Annotated in this window: 14 protein-coding genes; 12 read left to right on the top strand and 2 right to left on the bottom strand. The window is 59.7% G+C overall.

From position 1 onward, the window contains the following. Positions 1–22 precede the first annotated feature (22 nt). The 5 genes from WNZ14_RS08080 to WNZ14_RS08060 all read left to right on the top strand — a co-directional run bounded on the left by WNZ14_RS08080 (position 23) and on the right by WNZ14_RS08060 (position 5,632). Positions 23–1,207 (top strand): acetyl-CoA C-acyltransferase, encoded by a 1,185-nt coding sequence (locus tag WNZ14_RS08080; protein WP_342868057.1) that lies wholly within the window; start codon positions 23–25, stop codon positions 1,205–1,207. Positions 1,208–1,218: 11 nt separating this feature from the next. Continuing rightward, the gene (gene pimC / locus WNZ14_RS08075) at positions 1,219–2,421 is read left to right on the top strand and encodes a pimeloyl-CoA dehydrogenase large subunit (protein WP_342868056.1); all 1,203 of its coding nucleotides are present in this window, start codon (positions 1,219–1,221) and stop codon (positions 2,419–2,421) included. An 80-nt stretch (positions 2,422–2,501) separates the two neighbouring features. Then, entirely contained in the window at positions 2,502–3,656 is a 1,155-nt protein-coding gene (locus WNZ14_RS08070) for an acyl-CoA dehydrogenase family protein (protein ID WP_342868055.1), read from the top strand. 35 nt (positions 3,657–3,691) lie between these two features. Beyond that, positions 3,692–4,462 (top strand): SDR family oxidoreductase, encoded by a 771-nt coding sequence (locus WNZ14_RS08065; RefSeq protein WP_342868054.1) that lies wholly within the window; start codon positions 3,692–3,694, stop codon positions 4,460–4,462. A 126-nt stretch (positions 4,463–4,588) separates the two neighbouring features. After that, positions 4,589–5,632 (top strand): NADP-dependent oxidoreductase, encoded by a 1,044-nt coding sequence (locus tag WNZ14_RS08060; protein WP_342868053.1) that lies wholly within the window; start codon positions 4,589–4,591, stop codon positions 5,630–5,632. A 61-nt stretch (positions 5,633–5,693) separates the two neighbouring features. On the opposite strand, the gene WNZ14_RS08055 is transcribed toward WNZ14_RS08060, so the two are convergent. Then, positions 5,694–6,023, bottom strand: coding sequence for a multidrug efflux SMR transporter (locus WNZ14_RS08055; RefSeq protein WP_342868052.1), 330 nt, complete (start codon positions 6,021–6,023; stop codon positions 5,694–5,696). Position 6,024: 1 nt separating this feature from the next. Then, the gene (locus WNZ14_RS08050) at positions 6,025–6,624 is read right to left on the bottom strand and encodes a TetR/AcrR family transcriptional regulator (RefSeq protein WP_342868542.1); all 600 of its coding nucleotides are present in this window, start codon (positions 6,622–6,624) and stop codon (positions 6,025–6,027) included. 201 nt (positions 6,625–6,825) lie between these two features. Between WNZ14_RS08050 and WNZ14_RS08045 the strand changes: the two genes are divergently transcribed. The 7 genes from WNZ14_RS08045 (at position 6,826) to WNZ14_RS08015 (ending at position 15,284) form a co-directional block, all read left to right on the top strand. After that, positions 6,826–7,572: a GntR family transcriptional regulator gene (locus tag WNZ14_RS08045; RefSeq protein ID WP_342868541.1), complete on the top strand. Its 747-nt coding sequence runs from the start codon at positions 6,826–6,828 to the stop codon at positions 7,570–7,572. A 114-nt stretch (positions 7,573–7,686) separates the two neighbouring features. Then, positions 7,687–8,823 carry a sugar ABC transporter substrate-binding protein gene (locus tag WNZ14_RS08040; protein WP_342868051.1) on the top strand — a complete coding sequence of 379 codons (1,137 nt, stop codon included), beginning with the start codon at positions 7,687–7,689 and terminating at the stop codon, positions 8,821–8,823. 92 nt (positions 8,824–8,915) lie between these two features. Next, a complete protein-coding gene (locus WNZ14_RS08035; protein WP_342868050.1) occupies positions 8,916–10,460 on the top strand; it encodes a sugar ABC transporter ATP-binding protein in 1,545 nt (514 codons plus the stop codon). After that, positions 10,453–11,502: an ABC transporter permease gene (locus WNZ14_RS08030; RefSeq protein ID WP_342868049.1), complete on the top strand. Its 1,050-nt coding sequence runs from the start codon at positions 10,453–10,455 to the stop codon at positions 11,500–11,502. The genes WNZ14_RS08035 and WNZ14_RS08030 overlap by 8 nt, the downstream gene beginning before the upstream one ends. Before the next feature lie 11 nt (positions 11,503–11,513). Then, positions 11,514–12,473, top strand: coding sequence for an ABC transporter permease (locus tag WNZ14_RS08025; protein WP_342868048.1), 960 nt, complete (start codon positions 11,514–11,516; stop codon positions 12,471–12,473). Continuing rightward, a complete protein-coding gene (locus tag WNZ14_RS08020) occupies positions 12,470–13,384 on the top strand; it encodes an SMP-30/gluconolactonase/LRE family protein (protein WP_342868047.1) in 915 nt (304 codons plus the stop codon). Before WNZ14_RS08025 ends, WNZ14_RS08020 begins: the two co-directional genes overlap by 4 nt. A gap of 100 nt (positions 13,385–13,484) precedes the next feature. Continuing rightward, positions 13,485–15,284 (top strand): IlvD/Edd family dehydratase, encoded by a 1,800-nt coding sequence (locus WNZ14_RS08015; RefSeq protein WP_342868046.1) that lies wholly within the window; start codon positions 13,485–13,487, stop codon positions 15,282–15,284. Positions 15,285–15,538: the final 254 nt, after the last annotated feature.

Below are 15,538 nucleotides of genomic sequence, written 5' to 3'. Positions count from 1 at the left end.
ATCAAGAATGAAGGAAAATGCAATGCAGGATGCAGTCATCGTTTCAACCGCCCGCACACCGATCGGCAAGGCCTATCGCGGCGGACTGAACGACACTGACGGAGCCACGCTCGGCGCGCACGCCATCAAGCATGCTGTCGAACGCGCAGGTATCGAGCCCGGCGAAGTCGAGGACGTGATCATGGGCTGCGCGCTGCAGCAGGGTGCGACCGGTGGCAACGTCGCCCGTCAGGCGCTGGTGCGGGCCGGCCTGCCCGTCACTGTGGCAGGTTCCACGATCGACCGGCAATGCTCGTCGGGCTTGCAGGCCATCGCGGTTGCCTCTCGCTCGATCCAGCTCGACGGCGTGCCAATCGCCATTGGCGGCGGGCTGGAGTCTGTCAGCCTCGTGCAGAACGAGCACATGAACAGTTTTCATCGTCAGGACCGCTGGCTGATGCAGCACAAGCCTGACATCTACATGGCGATGATCGACACGGCTGAAACTGTTGCCAAGCGCTACAACATCAGCCGCGAAGCCCAGGACATATATGCGCTTGAAAGCCAGAGACGCACTGCCGCTGCGCAGGAGGCTGGACGTTTCGACGCGGAGATCGCGCCAATCACCACCTCGATGGCGGTCATGAACAAGGAGACCAAGGAGGTCTCTTACAAGGACGTCACGATCTCGGCCGACGAAGGCCCGCGCCCGCAGACGACACTGGAAGGACTGGCAGGCCTTACGCCGGTGCGTGGAGAAGGCGCGATGATCACGGCCGGCAACGCCAGCCAGTTGTCAGACGGATCCTCGGCTTGCGTGGTCATGAATGCCAAGCTCGCCGAAAAGCGTGGCCTGCAACCGCTTGGCGCGCTGCGCGGTTTCGCAGTCGCAGGCACAGAGCCCGACGAGATGGGCATTGGCCCGGTATTCGCAATCCCTCGCCTGCTCGAACGCGCGGGCCTGAAGATCGACGACATCGGCATGTGGGAACTCAACGAAGCCTTCGCGGTGCAGGTACTCTATTGCCGCGACAGACTGGGCATCGATCCGGAGAAGCTGAACGTCAATGGCGGCAGCATCTCGGTGGGCCACCCCTACGGCATGACCGGCGCCCGGCTTTCTGGCCACGTGCTGATCGAAGGCAAGCGCCGCGGTGTCAAATACGGCGTGGTGACAATGTGTGTTGGCGGCGGCATGGGTGCCGCCGGCCTTTTCGAAATCTTTTGAGGAGCCGAGCCATGGATTTGAGATTCACAGAAGACGAGCTGGCCTTTCGCGACGAAGTCAGAAGCTTCTTCCGGCAGGCGCTTCCTGCCAACATTCGCGAAAACATTGTCGCAGGTAGGCATACCAGCAAGGACGAACTGGTCACCTGGACCCGGATCCTGCACGACAAGGGCTGGGCGGTGCCGCATTGGCCTGTCGAGCATGGCGGAACCGGCTGGAGTGCTATCAAGCAATACATCTTTCTTGAGGAACTGAGCCAGGCGCCAGCGCCGGCGCCGCTCGCATTCGGCGTCAACATGGTCGGACCGGTGATCTATACATTCGGCAACGAGGCGCAGAAACAACGCTTCCTGCCGCGTATCGCGACGCTCGAAGACTGGTGGTGCCAAGGCTTCTCCGAACCCGGTTCGGGCTCCGACCTTGCGTCGCTGAAAACCCGTGCGGTGCGTGACGGCGACGAATATGTCGTCAACGGCCAGAAGACATGGACCACGCTGGCTCAGTATGCTGACTGGATCTTCTGTCTGGTGCGCACAGATCCGGAGGCGCGCAAGCAGTCCGGCATCTCGTTCCTGCTGATCGACATGAAAACCCCCGGCATCACCGTGCGACCGATCCAGACGATCGACGGCGGCCACGAGGTCAACGAGGTGTTCTTTGACGACGTTCGGGTTCCTGTCGAGAACCTCGTCGGCGAAGAGAACAAGGGCTGGAATTACGCCAAATTCCTGCTCGGCAACGAGCGGGTCAACATTGCCCGCGTCGGCGTCTCCAAGGAGCGTGTCCGGCGGATCAAGGAGCTTGCCGGACTGCAGCAGGTTGGCGGCCAGCGGATGATCGACCAGGCGGAGTTCCGCGAGAAGATCGCAGCCGTCGAAGTTCGCCTGAAGGCGCTGGAGATGACCCAGCTGCGTGTTCTTGCCGGTGAGGCAAAGCGGGAAAAGGGCACGCAGGATCCGGCCAGTTCGATCCTCAAGATCAAGGGCTCGGAGATCCAGCAGGCGACGACCGAATTGTTGATGGACGTCGTCGGCCCCTACGCCATGCCCTATCAGCCCGAAGAGGGGATTGATGGTCGCAACGAGCCGGACATCGGCCCGGACTGGGCATCGACGATTGCGCCCGCGTACTTCAACACGCGCAAGGTCTCGATCTATGGCGGATCAAACGAGATCCAGAAGAACATCATCGCGAAAGCCATTCTCGGGCTTTAGCACAGACCAGCATTTCAGGACCCGGCAGCGGCGTCCTCAATTCGGCGCCGGCGCGGCCGGCCTGTCGGGAGAACAACACTATGGATTTTGACCTTTCCGAAGAACAAGGCATGCTAAAGGACAGCGTCGAGCGCCTGCTCAAGGACCAGTATGGTTTCGAGGCGCGCGGCAAGCATGGCAAGGGCGAGGCCGGTTTCAGCGAGAAGATGTGGAACCAGTATGCTGAGCTCGGCCTTCTCGCCCTGCCCTTTGCAGAGGAAGACGGCGGCATCGGCGGCGGCGCCACCGAAACAATGATCGTGATGGAAGCGTTCGGCAAGGCGCTGATCCTCGAACCCTTCTTTGCCAGCATCATCCTTTCGGGTGGCGTGTTGCGCCACGCGGCAAATGCCGAGCAGAAGTCAGCCCTTATTCCGGCCATGGCCGAAGGCGGGCTCAGAATGGCTTTCGCCTGCGCCGAACCGCAGGGCCGCTATGACCTTTACGATGTCGAGACGACAGCAAAGAAGGATGGCAATGGCTGGGTGATCGATGGCAAGAAAGCGCTGGTGCTGCACGGCGACAGCGCCCACAAGCTCATCGTTTCTGCCCGGACATCCGGTGACGCCCGCGATGAAGATGGCATTTCGCTGTTCGTGATTGATGCGGATGCGGAAGGCGTGTCGCGCATCGGTTACCCGACGCAGGACGGCTTGCGCGCTGCCGAGATCACTTTCCAGTCGGTCAAGGTCGGGCCGGAAGCCCTGATCGGTGATGAAGGCAAGGGATGGCCAGTGATTTCGCGCGTGGCGGATGAAGCGGTTGCTGCCCTTTGCGCAGAGGCCGTGGGATGTTTTGAGAAGATGCACGAGCTGACGCTCGAGTACCTCAAGACCCGCAGCCAGTTCGGCACCACCATCGGGTCTTTCCAGGCGCTGCAGCATCGTGCTGTCGACATGTTCGTCGAACTCGAGCAGTCCCGGTCGATGACGATGTATGCCAGCATGATGGCAACCGGTGACGATACGGTCGAACGCGCCCGCGCAGTCTCCGCCGCCAAGGTGCAGATCGGGGAATCCTCAAAGATCATCGGTCGAGAAGCCGTCCAGCTTCACGGCGGCGTCGGCATGACGATGGAATATGCCATTGGCCACTATTTCAAGCGCACCACCATGCTCGACATCCTCTTTGGCGATGCCAATCATCACCTGAAGCGGCTCGCTCAGATGGATGGCCTCATCCGCGAAGACGCCTGATAACAGAGCCCGAAAACACAAGAAAGACCCGCGCCATGGACACTTCAATGCCATTCTCGCTTGCCGGAAAGATCGCCGTCATTACCGGATCGAGCCGTGGCATCGGTCGTGCGACAGCTGAAACCATGGCGCGGCTCGGGGCGAAAGTCGTCATCTCGAGCCGAACTGCGGAGGCCTGCGAACCGGTGGCCGAGGCAATCCGGGCCGAAGGTGGCGAGGCTTCCGTCATTGCCTGCAACATCTCGCGCAAAGAGGACATTGAAAACCTGATCGCCGGTACTGAAAAGCTCTACGGCGCGCCCGACATTCTGGTGTGCAATGCCGCAGTCAATCCGGCCTATGGCCCGCTCGGCGAACTGTCCGACGAGGCCTTCGACAAGATCATGGGCTCGAACGTCAAAAGCAACCTCTGGCTCTGCAACAGGGTGATCCCGGCCATGAAGACGAAGGGAGATGGCGCGATCGTCATCATCTCTTCGATCGCCGGCATGCGCGGCAACACTGTCATTGGCGGCTACGGGATTTCCAAGGCGGCCGACTTTGCACTGGCGCGCAATCTTGCCGTTGAACATGGCCCTGACAATGTCCGCGTTAACTGCATCGCACCTGGCCTGGTGAAAACGGATTTTGCCCGCGCCCTTTGGGAGGACCAGGACAACCTCAAGAAGCGCACACGCACCACGCCGCTGCAGCGCATCGGATTGCCCGAGGAAATCGGCCCGGTTGCGGCTTTCCTCGCGTCACCGGCGGCGAGCTTCATCACCGGACAAGTGATCGTCGCCGATGGCGGCGTGACCATTGCCTGATTGCTGTCACGTTCAGCTGATTTCATTTGAGCAATAAGATTACTGCACTCTTTCAAAACCCCAGCCCCATCCGCGTTTGACCAAACGCGTGGCGCTGTGGCCCGACACCCAAACGGAGGAACCACCATGTCTGACCAAATGCAGAGGATTGTCCTTGCCAAGCGCCCCGAAGGCCAGCCCGGACCGGACAACTTCCGTCTGGAAACGGCAGCGATGCCGTCCCCCGGCGAGGGCGAGGTGCTGATGCGCGTGCACTACATGTCGCTCGATCCCTATATGCGTGGCCGGATGGATGATGCGAAGTCCTATTCCACACCGGTCAAGATCGACGAGCAGATGGGTGGCGGCGCGGTCGGCGAAGTCATTGAAAGCCGCTCGCCACGGTTCGCGCCCGGCGACATCGCAATGGGGATGTTCGGATGGGGCAGCCATGGCGTGGTGCGCGCCAATGAGCTGCGGAAAATTGATCCCGACGTTGCCCCGATCTCCACTTCGCTCGGAGTCCTCGGCATGCCGGGTTTCACCGGCTGGTACGGTTTCAATGAGATTGGAAAGCCAAAGGCGGGTGAGACGCTGGTCGTCGGAGCTGCCACCGGGCCTGTCGGCTCGATGGTAGGCCAGTTGGCAAAGCAGAAGGGCCTGCGCGCGATTGGCGTGGCCGGCGGCGCCGACAAATGCGCCTTCGCGGTCAAGGAACTCGGTTTCGATGCCTGCATCGATCACCGGGCCGCAAGCGACGTTAAAGACATGCGCAAGTCCCTCTCCGAGGTCTGCCCGGACGGTGTGGATATCTATTTCGAGAACGTGGCCGGAATGACGCTGGAAGCCGTGATGCCGATGATGAATGTCGCAGGCCGGATCCCGCTTTGCGGCATGATCGCCTGGTACAATGCCGGCGCGCTCGGCGCGGGCGAAACCAGCGGACCTGACCGGCTGCCAAAGCTGTGGAGAACGATCCTCGTCAACCGCCTGACTGTCACCGGCTTCATCATCTCCGACCATTTCGACAGGTTCGGCGATTTCCTTGCCGAGGTCGGCCCCCTCGTCCGCGACGGCAAGATTGCCTACCGTGAGGATGTGACGGAAGGTCTGGAGCATGCACCGGAGGCCTTCATCCGCATGCTCGATGGCAAGAATTTCGGCAAGACGCTGGTGAAGGTCGGCGGCTGAACGCTCGAAACGCTGGTGGAAACTGCTTCGCAGCCCGGGCGGGTAGTCCGGGCTGCAATGTCTAATGCGTGGTCGTGCCAGACAGCAGATTGAGCACGAGCACTCCGGCAACGATCAGGCCTATGCCGAGATAGGCGAAAAGATCCAGCTTCTGAGCGAACAAGACGATGCCGATGAGCGTGACCATCGCAACGCCGGCGCCGGCCCAGACCGCGTAGGCGATGCCAACCGGAATGGTCTTGAGAACAATCGCCAGAAAGTAGAACGAAATCGCGTAGCCAACGATGGAGATGCCACCAAAGCCCCATTTGGTGAACCCATGCGATGCTTTCAGCGCCGTGGTGGCGATGACTTCACCGGTGATCGCGATACCAAGAAACAGCCACGGCATGTCAAAGTCCTTCTTGATGGGGGTCTGGGGCCACGGTCGCGCCGCCGGCATCCAGATCTTCCAGAAACTGTAAAATATCGCGGCGTGTCATCGGGTCGGAATCCGGTCCGGCTCCGAGATCGGACAGCCAAAGCCCGTCGGCGGCCAGCCGCAGAGTCCGGGCCAAAGGTGTCAGGTCGGTTTGTTTATGCCTTTGCAGGCGGGTTTCCACCCAGCTGTTCCAGCGGGCGCAATAGTGCGGATCGGAACTGAGCATGAGGATCAGCACCGCAAGACGCTTTTCCTCCGGCACTGACATGTCGATCGCGGCGATGACCCGCAGATAGGCGCGTGAAAACCGCGCCGGTTTGGTTTCATCCGCTTCGAGCGCTGCCTCCACCTGACTGTCGAACCACTCAACCACCTGGTCAAACAACCCTCCGGTCAAAGCATCCTTTCCAGGATAATGATGCAGCAGCCCACCCTTGCTGACACCGGCTTCGCGCGCCACACTTTCCAGCGTCAGGGGCGAAAGACCGTGATCGACAATCAGTTCGGCTGCGCAGTCAAGAAGCCTCGTACGCACGGCGTTCGGATCGTTCTTGCGTTGAGGTCTCGTCATCATCAACAAAACATACCGTCTGGACGGTTTTTAATCAATCACTGTCTGAAGGCTTGCTGCCGGCACGGAAATCTTCCGTTTATTTGTAGGATGATTAGTCGGTTTATATAGCCGCTGCGAGACCCCACCCCTCTTGACTCTGTTTTATCTGCACAGCTATCGTCTATTTGTCCAACAAATAGGAAGAGCTTTTTGACTGACATGTCCGCCAGATCCCTTGAAAGGCCCAATGACACTGACGCGACAGATCCCGCCGCCACGGATTCGGGCGGTCATGTGGAAAAAGCATCTGCGGTGGACGACCTGGTCGATCGTATTCGCGGATTGATTTCGGAAGGCGGACTGAAGGTCGGCGACAGCCTGCCGACAGAGAAAGAACTCTGCGAACGTTTCCACACCAGCCGAAACACCGTGCGCGAGGCCATGCGCATCCTGAAGACCTATGGCGTCGTCAAGGTCCGGCCGAAAATCGGCGCTGTCATCATCGATGAGCGTATGGCGCGGGCGTTCGACCTCTTTTCGTTCAACACACTCCAGGTATCGCGCGAGACATTCGTCGACATCCAGGGGTTTCGCAGCCTTCTTGAGGTGGCATCGTTCGAGTTGCTGTTTGACACCGTGACGCCGGAAGACCTCGCTGAGCTGCATCAGATCAACAAGGAACTTCTGAATGTGAAAACGGCTATTGAGGCATCGGAGATCGACTTCCGCTTTCACACTCGGCTGGTGGCCGTGATGGGGAACAAATCGATCCTCGACGTCTACAAGATCATGAAGCCGGTGATCATGAAGATCATGCTCAAGGCCAAGACCGTTCAGACATTCTCGACCGTTACATACTCCGAGCATGCAGCAATCCTGGAGACGCTCGAGAAGCGCGACCGGACCGCCTACCAGTACAAGATGAAGACCCATCTGGACGCCGGTTTCCGGCATTTTTCGGATTAGGAGCCATCAGAATAGGGCCGCTGATGAAAAGTCAGGAAGCGGATGAGGAGATGATCGTCACACATCGTGGCATCTGGGAGGGTGCGATGAGGCACCAATGGAGGAGGAACTAGCATGAAACTAGGAACAGTCATTTCAACTGCAATCGTGGGCCTGATGCTCTCGACAAGCCTGTCACTGGCAGGCCCTGAAGTCGTATCCGGCCCGGGAGCAGACCCTGAGTGTTTCGCACCCTGGAGTGCGGACACGAAATACATGCAATGGCCCGCCAAGGCAGGCCCCTACAAGGTCGCGGTGGTCAATGGATTTGTCGGCAATGGCTGGCGCATTCAGATGATCAAGACCGCCAAGGCCTTTGCTGAAGACGCTACAATGAAGGACAAGATTGCCGAATTCAAGGTGGTCTCGACCGGCACGGATGCACCTGCGCAGCTCGGCGCCATCGAGGATTTTATCAACCAGGGGTACGACGCCATTGTCACGATTGCGGTATCTCCCGACGGCTTTGACCGGGTGATCCGTCTCGCCGACAAGAACAACGTCGTGCTGGTCCCGTTCGACAACGTGCTCGACACCGATGCCGTCATGCAGGTCAACGAAGACCAGCTGAAGATGGGCCAGATGTGGGCGCAGTTTACGCTCGACGAGCTCAAGGCAAAAGGCGTCAGCTCGGGCAAGATACTTGAAGTACGCGGACTGCCGGGCAATTCGGTCGACCGCGACCGCTCGATCGGCATTAACGAGACCTTCAAGGCCGATGGCGGCAATTGGGAAATGGTCTCTGTCGTCGGCAACTGGGATGACGGTACGACCCAGAAAGTCGTCGCCGACGCCATCGCGGTTCACGGTCAGTTCGAGGCTGTGGTTGGACAGGGTGGCTCCAACGGCGTCATCCAGGCGCTCAAGGATGCCGGTCACCCATGGGTGCCGGTCGCCGGCGAATCCGAGAACGGTTACCGCAAGGCCATCGCCACCTATTCCGACGAAGGTCTGAAAGGCATCTCGATCGGTCAGTCCCCGGGTCTGGTCGCCATTGCCATGAAGGCTGCGGTCTCCGCACTCGAGGGCAATGTCATGCCGCAGCTGATCTCGGTGCCGCTGCCAGTGGCCACCTACAAGGATCTCGAGGACGGCAAGAACTTCTGGAGCGATCTGCCGGACAACTTCTTCACAGTGAACGAATTCCCTCCGTGTGGCGTCAATATCTCCGGCCCTTCGATCATGGCGAAGTCCGAAGCTGACGTTAAATAAACGTCCAAGCAAACCCCTGGGGCGCCGTGCATCGTCTGGCGCCCCATTATTCCCCAGACATGACAACGCTGCCTGCCAGGAGTGCGTGCGCAATGCCGATTGACGGTCCGATCGCCGAGTTGACTGGTGTCTCGAAACATTTTTCGGGAACACGCGCCCTGGAGGGCGTCGATCTCAAATGCCATTCCGGCACGATCCACGGTATTCTGGGCGAAAATGGCGCCGGGAAATCGACGCTGATCAAGATCCTGTCGGGCGTGCTGCAACCTGACACGGGCACCGTCAAGGTGAACGGCGAAACCGTCCGGTTTTCAAATCCAACGCAGGCTGCCGCCTCAGGCATCGTCTGCATCTTCCAGGAACTGTCACTTGTGCCGGACCTGTCGGTTGCCGACAATATCTCGATCTCGTCTCCGCCGCGCAAATTCGGCCTGATCGACAAGCGTGCGCAGCGCCGCCGGGCAGAAGAGTTGCTGGCGCGGATCAAATGCGAGGATGTCGATCCGAACTCCCTGGTGCGCGAACTATCGCTGTCGCGCCGGCAAATGGTTGAGATTGCCAAGGCACTCGGCAAGGATCCGAAAGTTCTTATTCTCGATGAAGCCACGTCTGCGCTTACCAGCCGCGATGTGGAAACCGTTTACGGCCTGCTTGCGGATCTGAAGGCGCGCAACGTTGCCAGCCTGTTCATTTCCCACCGCATGCAGGAGATCGACAAGCTCTGCGACACGCTCTCTGTCTTCCGCAACGGCCAACACATCGAGACCTTTGCCAAGGGCGCGCATTCGGAAGGCGAGATCGTCAAGCTGATGATTGGTCGCGAGGTCACGGCGCATTATCCGCCCAAACCGGCGCCGACGCCAAAACCTGCCTATCTGACAATCGACAATCTGGCCTGGGAAGGCCAGCTCAAGGGCATCAACCTGAGTGTCGGCAAGGGCGAGATTGTGGGGCTCGGCGGGCTGGACGGACAAGGCCAGAAGGAATTGCTTCTGGGTCTGTTCGGAGTGCTGCGGGGATTGAACGGCGATGTCACGATTGATGGCCAACCGATCCGGCCAGTCTCGCCTGCGGAAGCAAAGGGGGCCGCCATGCGTATCGCGCTGGTGCCGGAAGATCGCAAGACCGAGGGCCTGATGCTGGCCATGTCGATCGCGGACAATCTGCTTGCCGCCTCCTATGGCCGCGTTTCCGACGGGCCGTTCATCAATCAGGACAAGGCCAGGCAGGCCGTATCCGACGGTATCGCAAAACTGCAGATCAAGGTCGCCAGCCCGGATGACATCGTTTCGACCCTTTCGGGCGGAAACCAGCAGAAAGTCGTGATCGCAAAATGGCTGATGACGGATCCAGATGTGATCCTGCTCAACGATCCGACGCGCGGCATTGATGTCGGCACGAAACAGGAAATCTACAGGCTCATTCGCGAACTCGCAGACCGGGGGAAGACGATCCTGTTGTACTCAAGCGATTATGCCGAACTGATCGGCTGCTGTGACCGGGTGGTGGTGATGTATGATGGAGAGATCGTCTCCAAGCTGACCGGCGACGCGATCACCGAAGAAGCAATCGTTGCGGCTTCGCTTAACGTCGGCACACAGGTACCCTCACGGACAGCAGGAGCCCAGCATGGCTGACACCCGCTCCGCGCTCGCCACAAATATTCGGCAGAATGTCGCGTTCTACAGCGCCATCGCGATGCTCGCGGCGCTTTACCTTGTCTACAATTTCATCCACCCGCGCGGTTTCTCGGCGGCGGTGCTTATCCAGAACACCAATGAATCCGTGGCAATCGTGTTTCTGGCAATGGCGCAGACAGTTCCGGTACTGCTCGGGGGGCTCGACCTCTCTGTTGGCGCCGTGATGACACTTGCAAATTGCATCGCCTCCGTAGTGGTGCACGGGTCACCGCTGCAGATCGTGTTCGGGATGATCATCACGCTGGCGAGCGGCACGGCCTTCGGTCTGATGAACGGGCTGATCGTTGTCTATGGCCGTTTGCAGCCGATCATCGCGACACTGGCAACCGGAGCCATTGCCGTCGGGCTTGCGCTTTTCATCCGGCCGATACCGGGCGGCAATGTGGATGATGACATCAGCTGGGCGCTGACCAACGACCTCTATGAATTTGTCGACACTTACGGATTGTTTGATGCAGATGCGGCCTGGTTCCAGACGATTTCCTGGTTTCCGGTGCCGTTGCTGATCGTTGTCGTGATCGCCTTCGGGGTCTGGCTTCCGTTCAAGCGAACGGTCACCGGTCGCACGATCTACGCCATCGGCTCGGCGGAAGGGGCTGCCTACATGTCCGGTCTTCCGCTCAATCGCGCCAAGATCGCCGCGTTCACGCTGGCAGGCTTCTTTGCAGCTTGCGCGGGATTGTATCTCGCCATCCAGACGTCGTCGGGTAATGCCGATGTCACCCAGGCCGGCGCCTATACGCTCAACTCCATCGCAGCCGTGGTGGTTGGCGGCACATCGCTGCTCGGTGGCGTCGGCGGGGCCATCGGGTCGCTTGTCGGCGCGCTGATCCTGCGCGTCATCTCGTTCTATTTCCGCGTGGTCTCCATAGATCCCCTGCTCCAGCCACTGGTTGAAGGCCTGGTTCTTCTGGTCGCCGTCAGTCTTGGCGCGATCAGAACCCTGCAGGTCAAAAACCGGCTCAACCTTTTCAGATAGGAGCGATGGCCATGAAATTTTCGATCCCCAGCCTGAAGCCTGAAGACAAGCCGATCCTGATCGCGTCAGCCTTCATTCTGGTCATTCTGGCAATCGGCACCGTCTACACGCTTTCGACGCAGGGTACGGCGCCACTTCTGTCTCCGGGTTACCTGCTGCAGCAATTGCAAACCGGCTCGTTTCTCGGAATTGTCGCAGCCGGCATGATGGTAGTCATTCTGCTGGGACACATCGATCTGAGCGTCGCCTGGACGATGACGGCTGCAGCAATGATGGCAACGACAGTGGGCGGAGACATGGCGATCCCCGTCGGCATTGCGATTGGCGCTGGCGTCGGGCTGGTCAACGGGTTTGGCGTTGCCTATCTGCGGGTGCCGTCGATGATTTTCACCCTCGGTGTGGATTCGGTGTTGCGCGGGTTGATGGTCGCCCATACCGGCGGTTTTGCGCCGCAGGATGCAGCGACACCCTTGATGCGGATCCTTGCATCGAGCAAGATTCTCGGCATTCCCAACGCCATATTCGTCTGGATGGCTGTGTCCGTTGTCATCGCTATCATGCTCAAGCGAACAGCGTTTGGTCGCGAGATCTATGTGACCGGCAATCGCGAGATGGCGGCGTATCTCTCAGGCATTCGCACACGCCGGGTGATCCTCGGCTCGTTTGTTGTCTCGGGCATCTGCGCAGCCCTCGCTGGCGTGATGCTGGCTGGCTATTCGGCGAGAGCATTCCAGGGAATGGGCAACGCATTTTTGCTACCCGCAATCGCCGCAGTGGTCATCGGCGGCACCCGCATTCTGGGCGGTCAGGGCCGGTACATCGGAACCCTGATTGGCGTCATTCTGATCGTGCTCTTGAACTCTGTGCTGTCGATCATGCAAATGCCTGAAGCCGGACGCCAGGTGATTTATGGATCGGTAATTGTCTGTATGCTTCTGGTTTACGGGCGCGGTAACAAGGTGCATTTATGACCAAACCAACCACTCCACTCTATGAGATCAGCGACGCGCGCTTTTCCGGCCTGATCCATTCAAATGCGCGGCTGGAAACGCTGTGGACCGGTGCGCGCTGGTGCGAGGGGCCGGTTTATTCTGCTGCCGGAAAGTACCTATTGTGGTCCGATATCCCCAACGACAGGCTCATGCGCTGGGACGGGACGGACGGGTCTGTGTCAGTGTTTGAGCAGCCCTGCCTGCATCAGAACGGGCACACCACGGATCTCGAGGGCCGGCTTGTCAGCTGCGAGCATGGTGGCCGCGCCGTCAGCAGGATCGAGCATGATGGCACCCGCAGAGTTCTCGCCGACCGCTTTGACGGCAAGAGACTGAATTCACCAAATGACGTCGTGGTCAAATCGGATGGCTCGATCTGGTTCAGCGATCCGACTTATGGCATCGACAGTGACTATGAGGGGCATGCGGCACCGTCGGATATCGGCGCTTCGCAGGTCTATCGCTGTGCGCCCGACGGCACTGTCTCGGTCGTGGTCAGCGACCTGGTGCAGCCGAACGGGCTGGCATTCTCGCCCGACGAGACATTCCTTTACGTGGCCGACACCGGTCGCACGCATGTTCCCGATTGCGCGCCAAAGATCCGTCGGTATCCCGTCAACCCTGATGGCGCGAGCCTCGGGCTCGGGGAGGATTTTGTTTTCTCTGACTGCGGATTGTTCGACGGGTTCCGCTTCGATGCATCAGGCAATATCTGGTCTTCTGCGGGCGATGGTGTGCATTGTTTCTCGCCGGAGGGAAACCTTCTCGGCAAGATCCTGATCCCTGAAGTTGTCTCGAATCTGTGTTTTTTCGGGCCCAACAGAAACCGGCTTGCGATCTGCGCGACAACGTCGGTGTATTCGATTTATGTCAACGCAAAGGGCTGCTAACACTGCGCATCGCACACGCGACGCCAGTCAGTGTCTGATCCTGCGGCGCGGGTGACAGCACGCAACTTGAAGTGCAAGCCAAACGGCAATGGAGACTTAGATGTCAGACAAGGACAAGAAGACCCGGCTACGTTCACAGCTGTGGTTTGACAATCCGGAAAACAGCGAAATGACGGCGCTCTATATCGAGCGTTACGTCAATTACGGCCTCACGCGCGATGAGCTTCAGTCGGGCAAACCGATCATCGCCATTGCGCAGACCGGATCGGATCTGTCTCCGTGCAACCGGCATCACATCGAGCTCGCCAAACGCGTCCGCGACGGCATCATCGCCAATGGCGGCGTGCCGTTCGAGGTTCCTGTGCATCCAATCCAGGAAACCGGCAAGCGCCCGACGGCAATGCTCGACCGTAACTTGGCCTATCTGGGACTGGTGGAATCCCTGTTCGGCTATCCGCTCGACGGTGTTGTACTGACCATCGGCTGCGACAAGACAACGCCTGCACTGCTGATGGCGGCGGCCACTGTCAACATTCCCGCCATTGCATTCTCTGTCGGACCGATGCTGAACGGCTATTTCCGTGGCGAGAGAACCGGGTCGGGCACGATCATCTGGAAGGCGCGGGAACTCCACGCCGAAGGCAAGATCGACGACGAGCAGTTCGCCGAGCTGGTCACCTCGTCGGCTCCTTCGGTTGGCTACTGCAACACCATGGGCACGGCATCGACGATGAATTCGATCGCCGAAGCCTTGGGCATGCAGTTGCCGGGATCGGCCGCCATTCCGGCGCCTTACCGCGAACGCGGGCAGATGGCCTATGCCACCGGCAAGCGCATCGTCGACATGGTGCGCGAAGATCTCAAGCCATCCGACATCATGACCCGCGAAGCCTTCGAGAATGTCATCGTCACCAACTCCGCTCTCGGCGGCTCTACCAACGCGCCGATCCATGTGGTGGCCATCGCCAAGCATATCGGTGTCGAACTCGACAATGACGACTGGCAGACGCTGGGGCATCATGTTCCGCTGCTGACCAATCTGCAGCCGGCCGGCGCCTATCTCGGCGAGGATTTTCACCGGGCCGGCGGCGTCCCCGCTGTCGTGGCCGAGTTGATGAAAGCCAATCTCCTGCCCCACCCCGGCGCCCTGACGGTCAACGGTCGCAGCATCGGGGAAAACTGCGTCAATCGTGTCACTGAAAATGCCGATGTGATCCGCCCGGTCACCAACTCGCTGATGAAGGAAGCAGGCTTCCTCAATCTCAAGGGGTCGCTGTTTGACAGCGCCATCATGAAGACTTCGGTGATTTCAGACGAGTTCCGCAAGCGCTACCTGTCCAATCCCGATGACAAGGATGCCTTCGAGGGCTTTGCCGTCGTCTTTGACGGACCGGAGCATTACAACAGGATGATCGACGACCCGAGCCTGGCAATCGATGAAAATTCGATCCTGGTGATGCGTGGCGCGGGGCCGCTTTGCTATCCGGGCGGTGCCGAAGTGGTCAACATGCGGCCGCCGAGCTACCTGTTGGCAAAAGGCATCTCAGCCTTGCCTTGTATCGGCGACGGCCGCCAGTCGGGAACGTCGGCTTCTCCCTCGATCCTCAATGCATCGCCAGAGGCTGCAGCCGGAGGCGGTCTTGCGCTTCTGCGCAATGGCGACCGGATCCGCATTGATCTCGGCAAGAGCCGTGTTGACGCTCTGGTTCCCAAGGACGAATGGGCACAGCGGGCTGAGGATCTGGCCAAATCGGGCGGATACCCGATCCCCGAGAGCCAGACCCCATGGCAGAAGATTTTCCGGGACCTCGCCGAACCGTTTTCCGAAGGCATGGTCCTGCGCGGCGCCGATTCCTTCCAGCGTGTCGCCCAGAAATCGGTTCCACGCGACAATCACTGAAACCCGGCACTGAAACCCGGGCGGGCCTGCATCGTGAGCATCCCGGGAGGCAAGCCGCCTCCCGGGATGCTGGCGTTTTGGGCGCCTACGAGCCTGGCCGGAAGTGGCCTGCGCTTGCCCTGCCCGCGCGACGCTCTGACGCCGGATCGCCCATCGGGTCGCTTACTCCACTGCCGATTCCAACTTCTGGCCTTGTGTCAGCAAGGGCAATTTCGCTCGCCTGGTCTTTACCAATCCGGTTGGCTCGTGTACTT

The organism is Hoeflea sp. AS60 (genome assembly GCF_038900115.1).
Classification (GTDB): Bacteria; Pseudomonadota; Alphaproteobacteria; order Rhizobiales; family Rhizobiaceae; genus Hoeflea.
The sequence above is the reverse complement of the archived record's forward strand: the minus strand, read 5'-3'. Positions and strand labels throughout refer to the sequence as shown.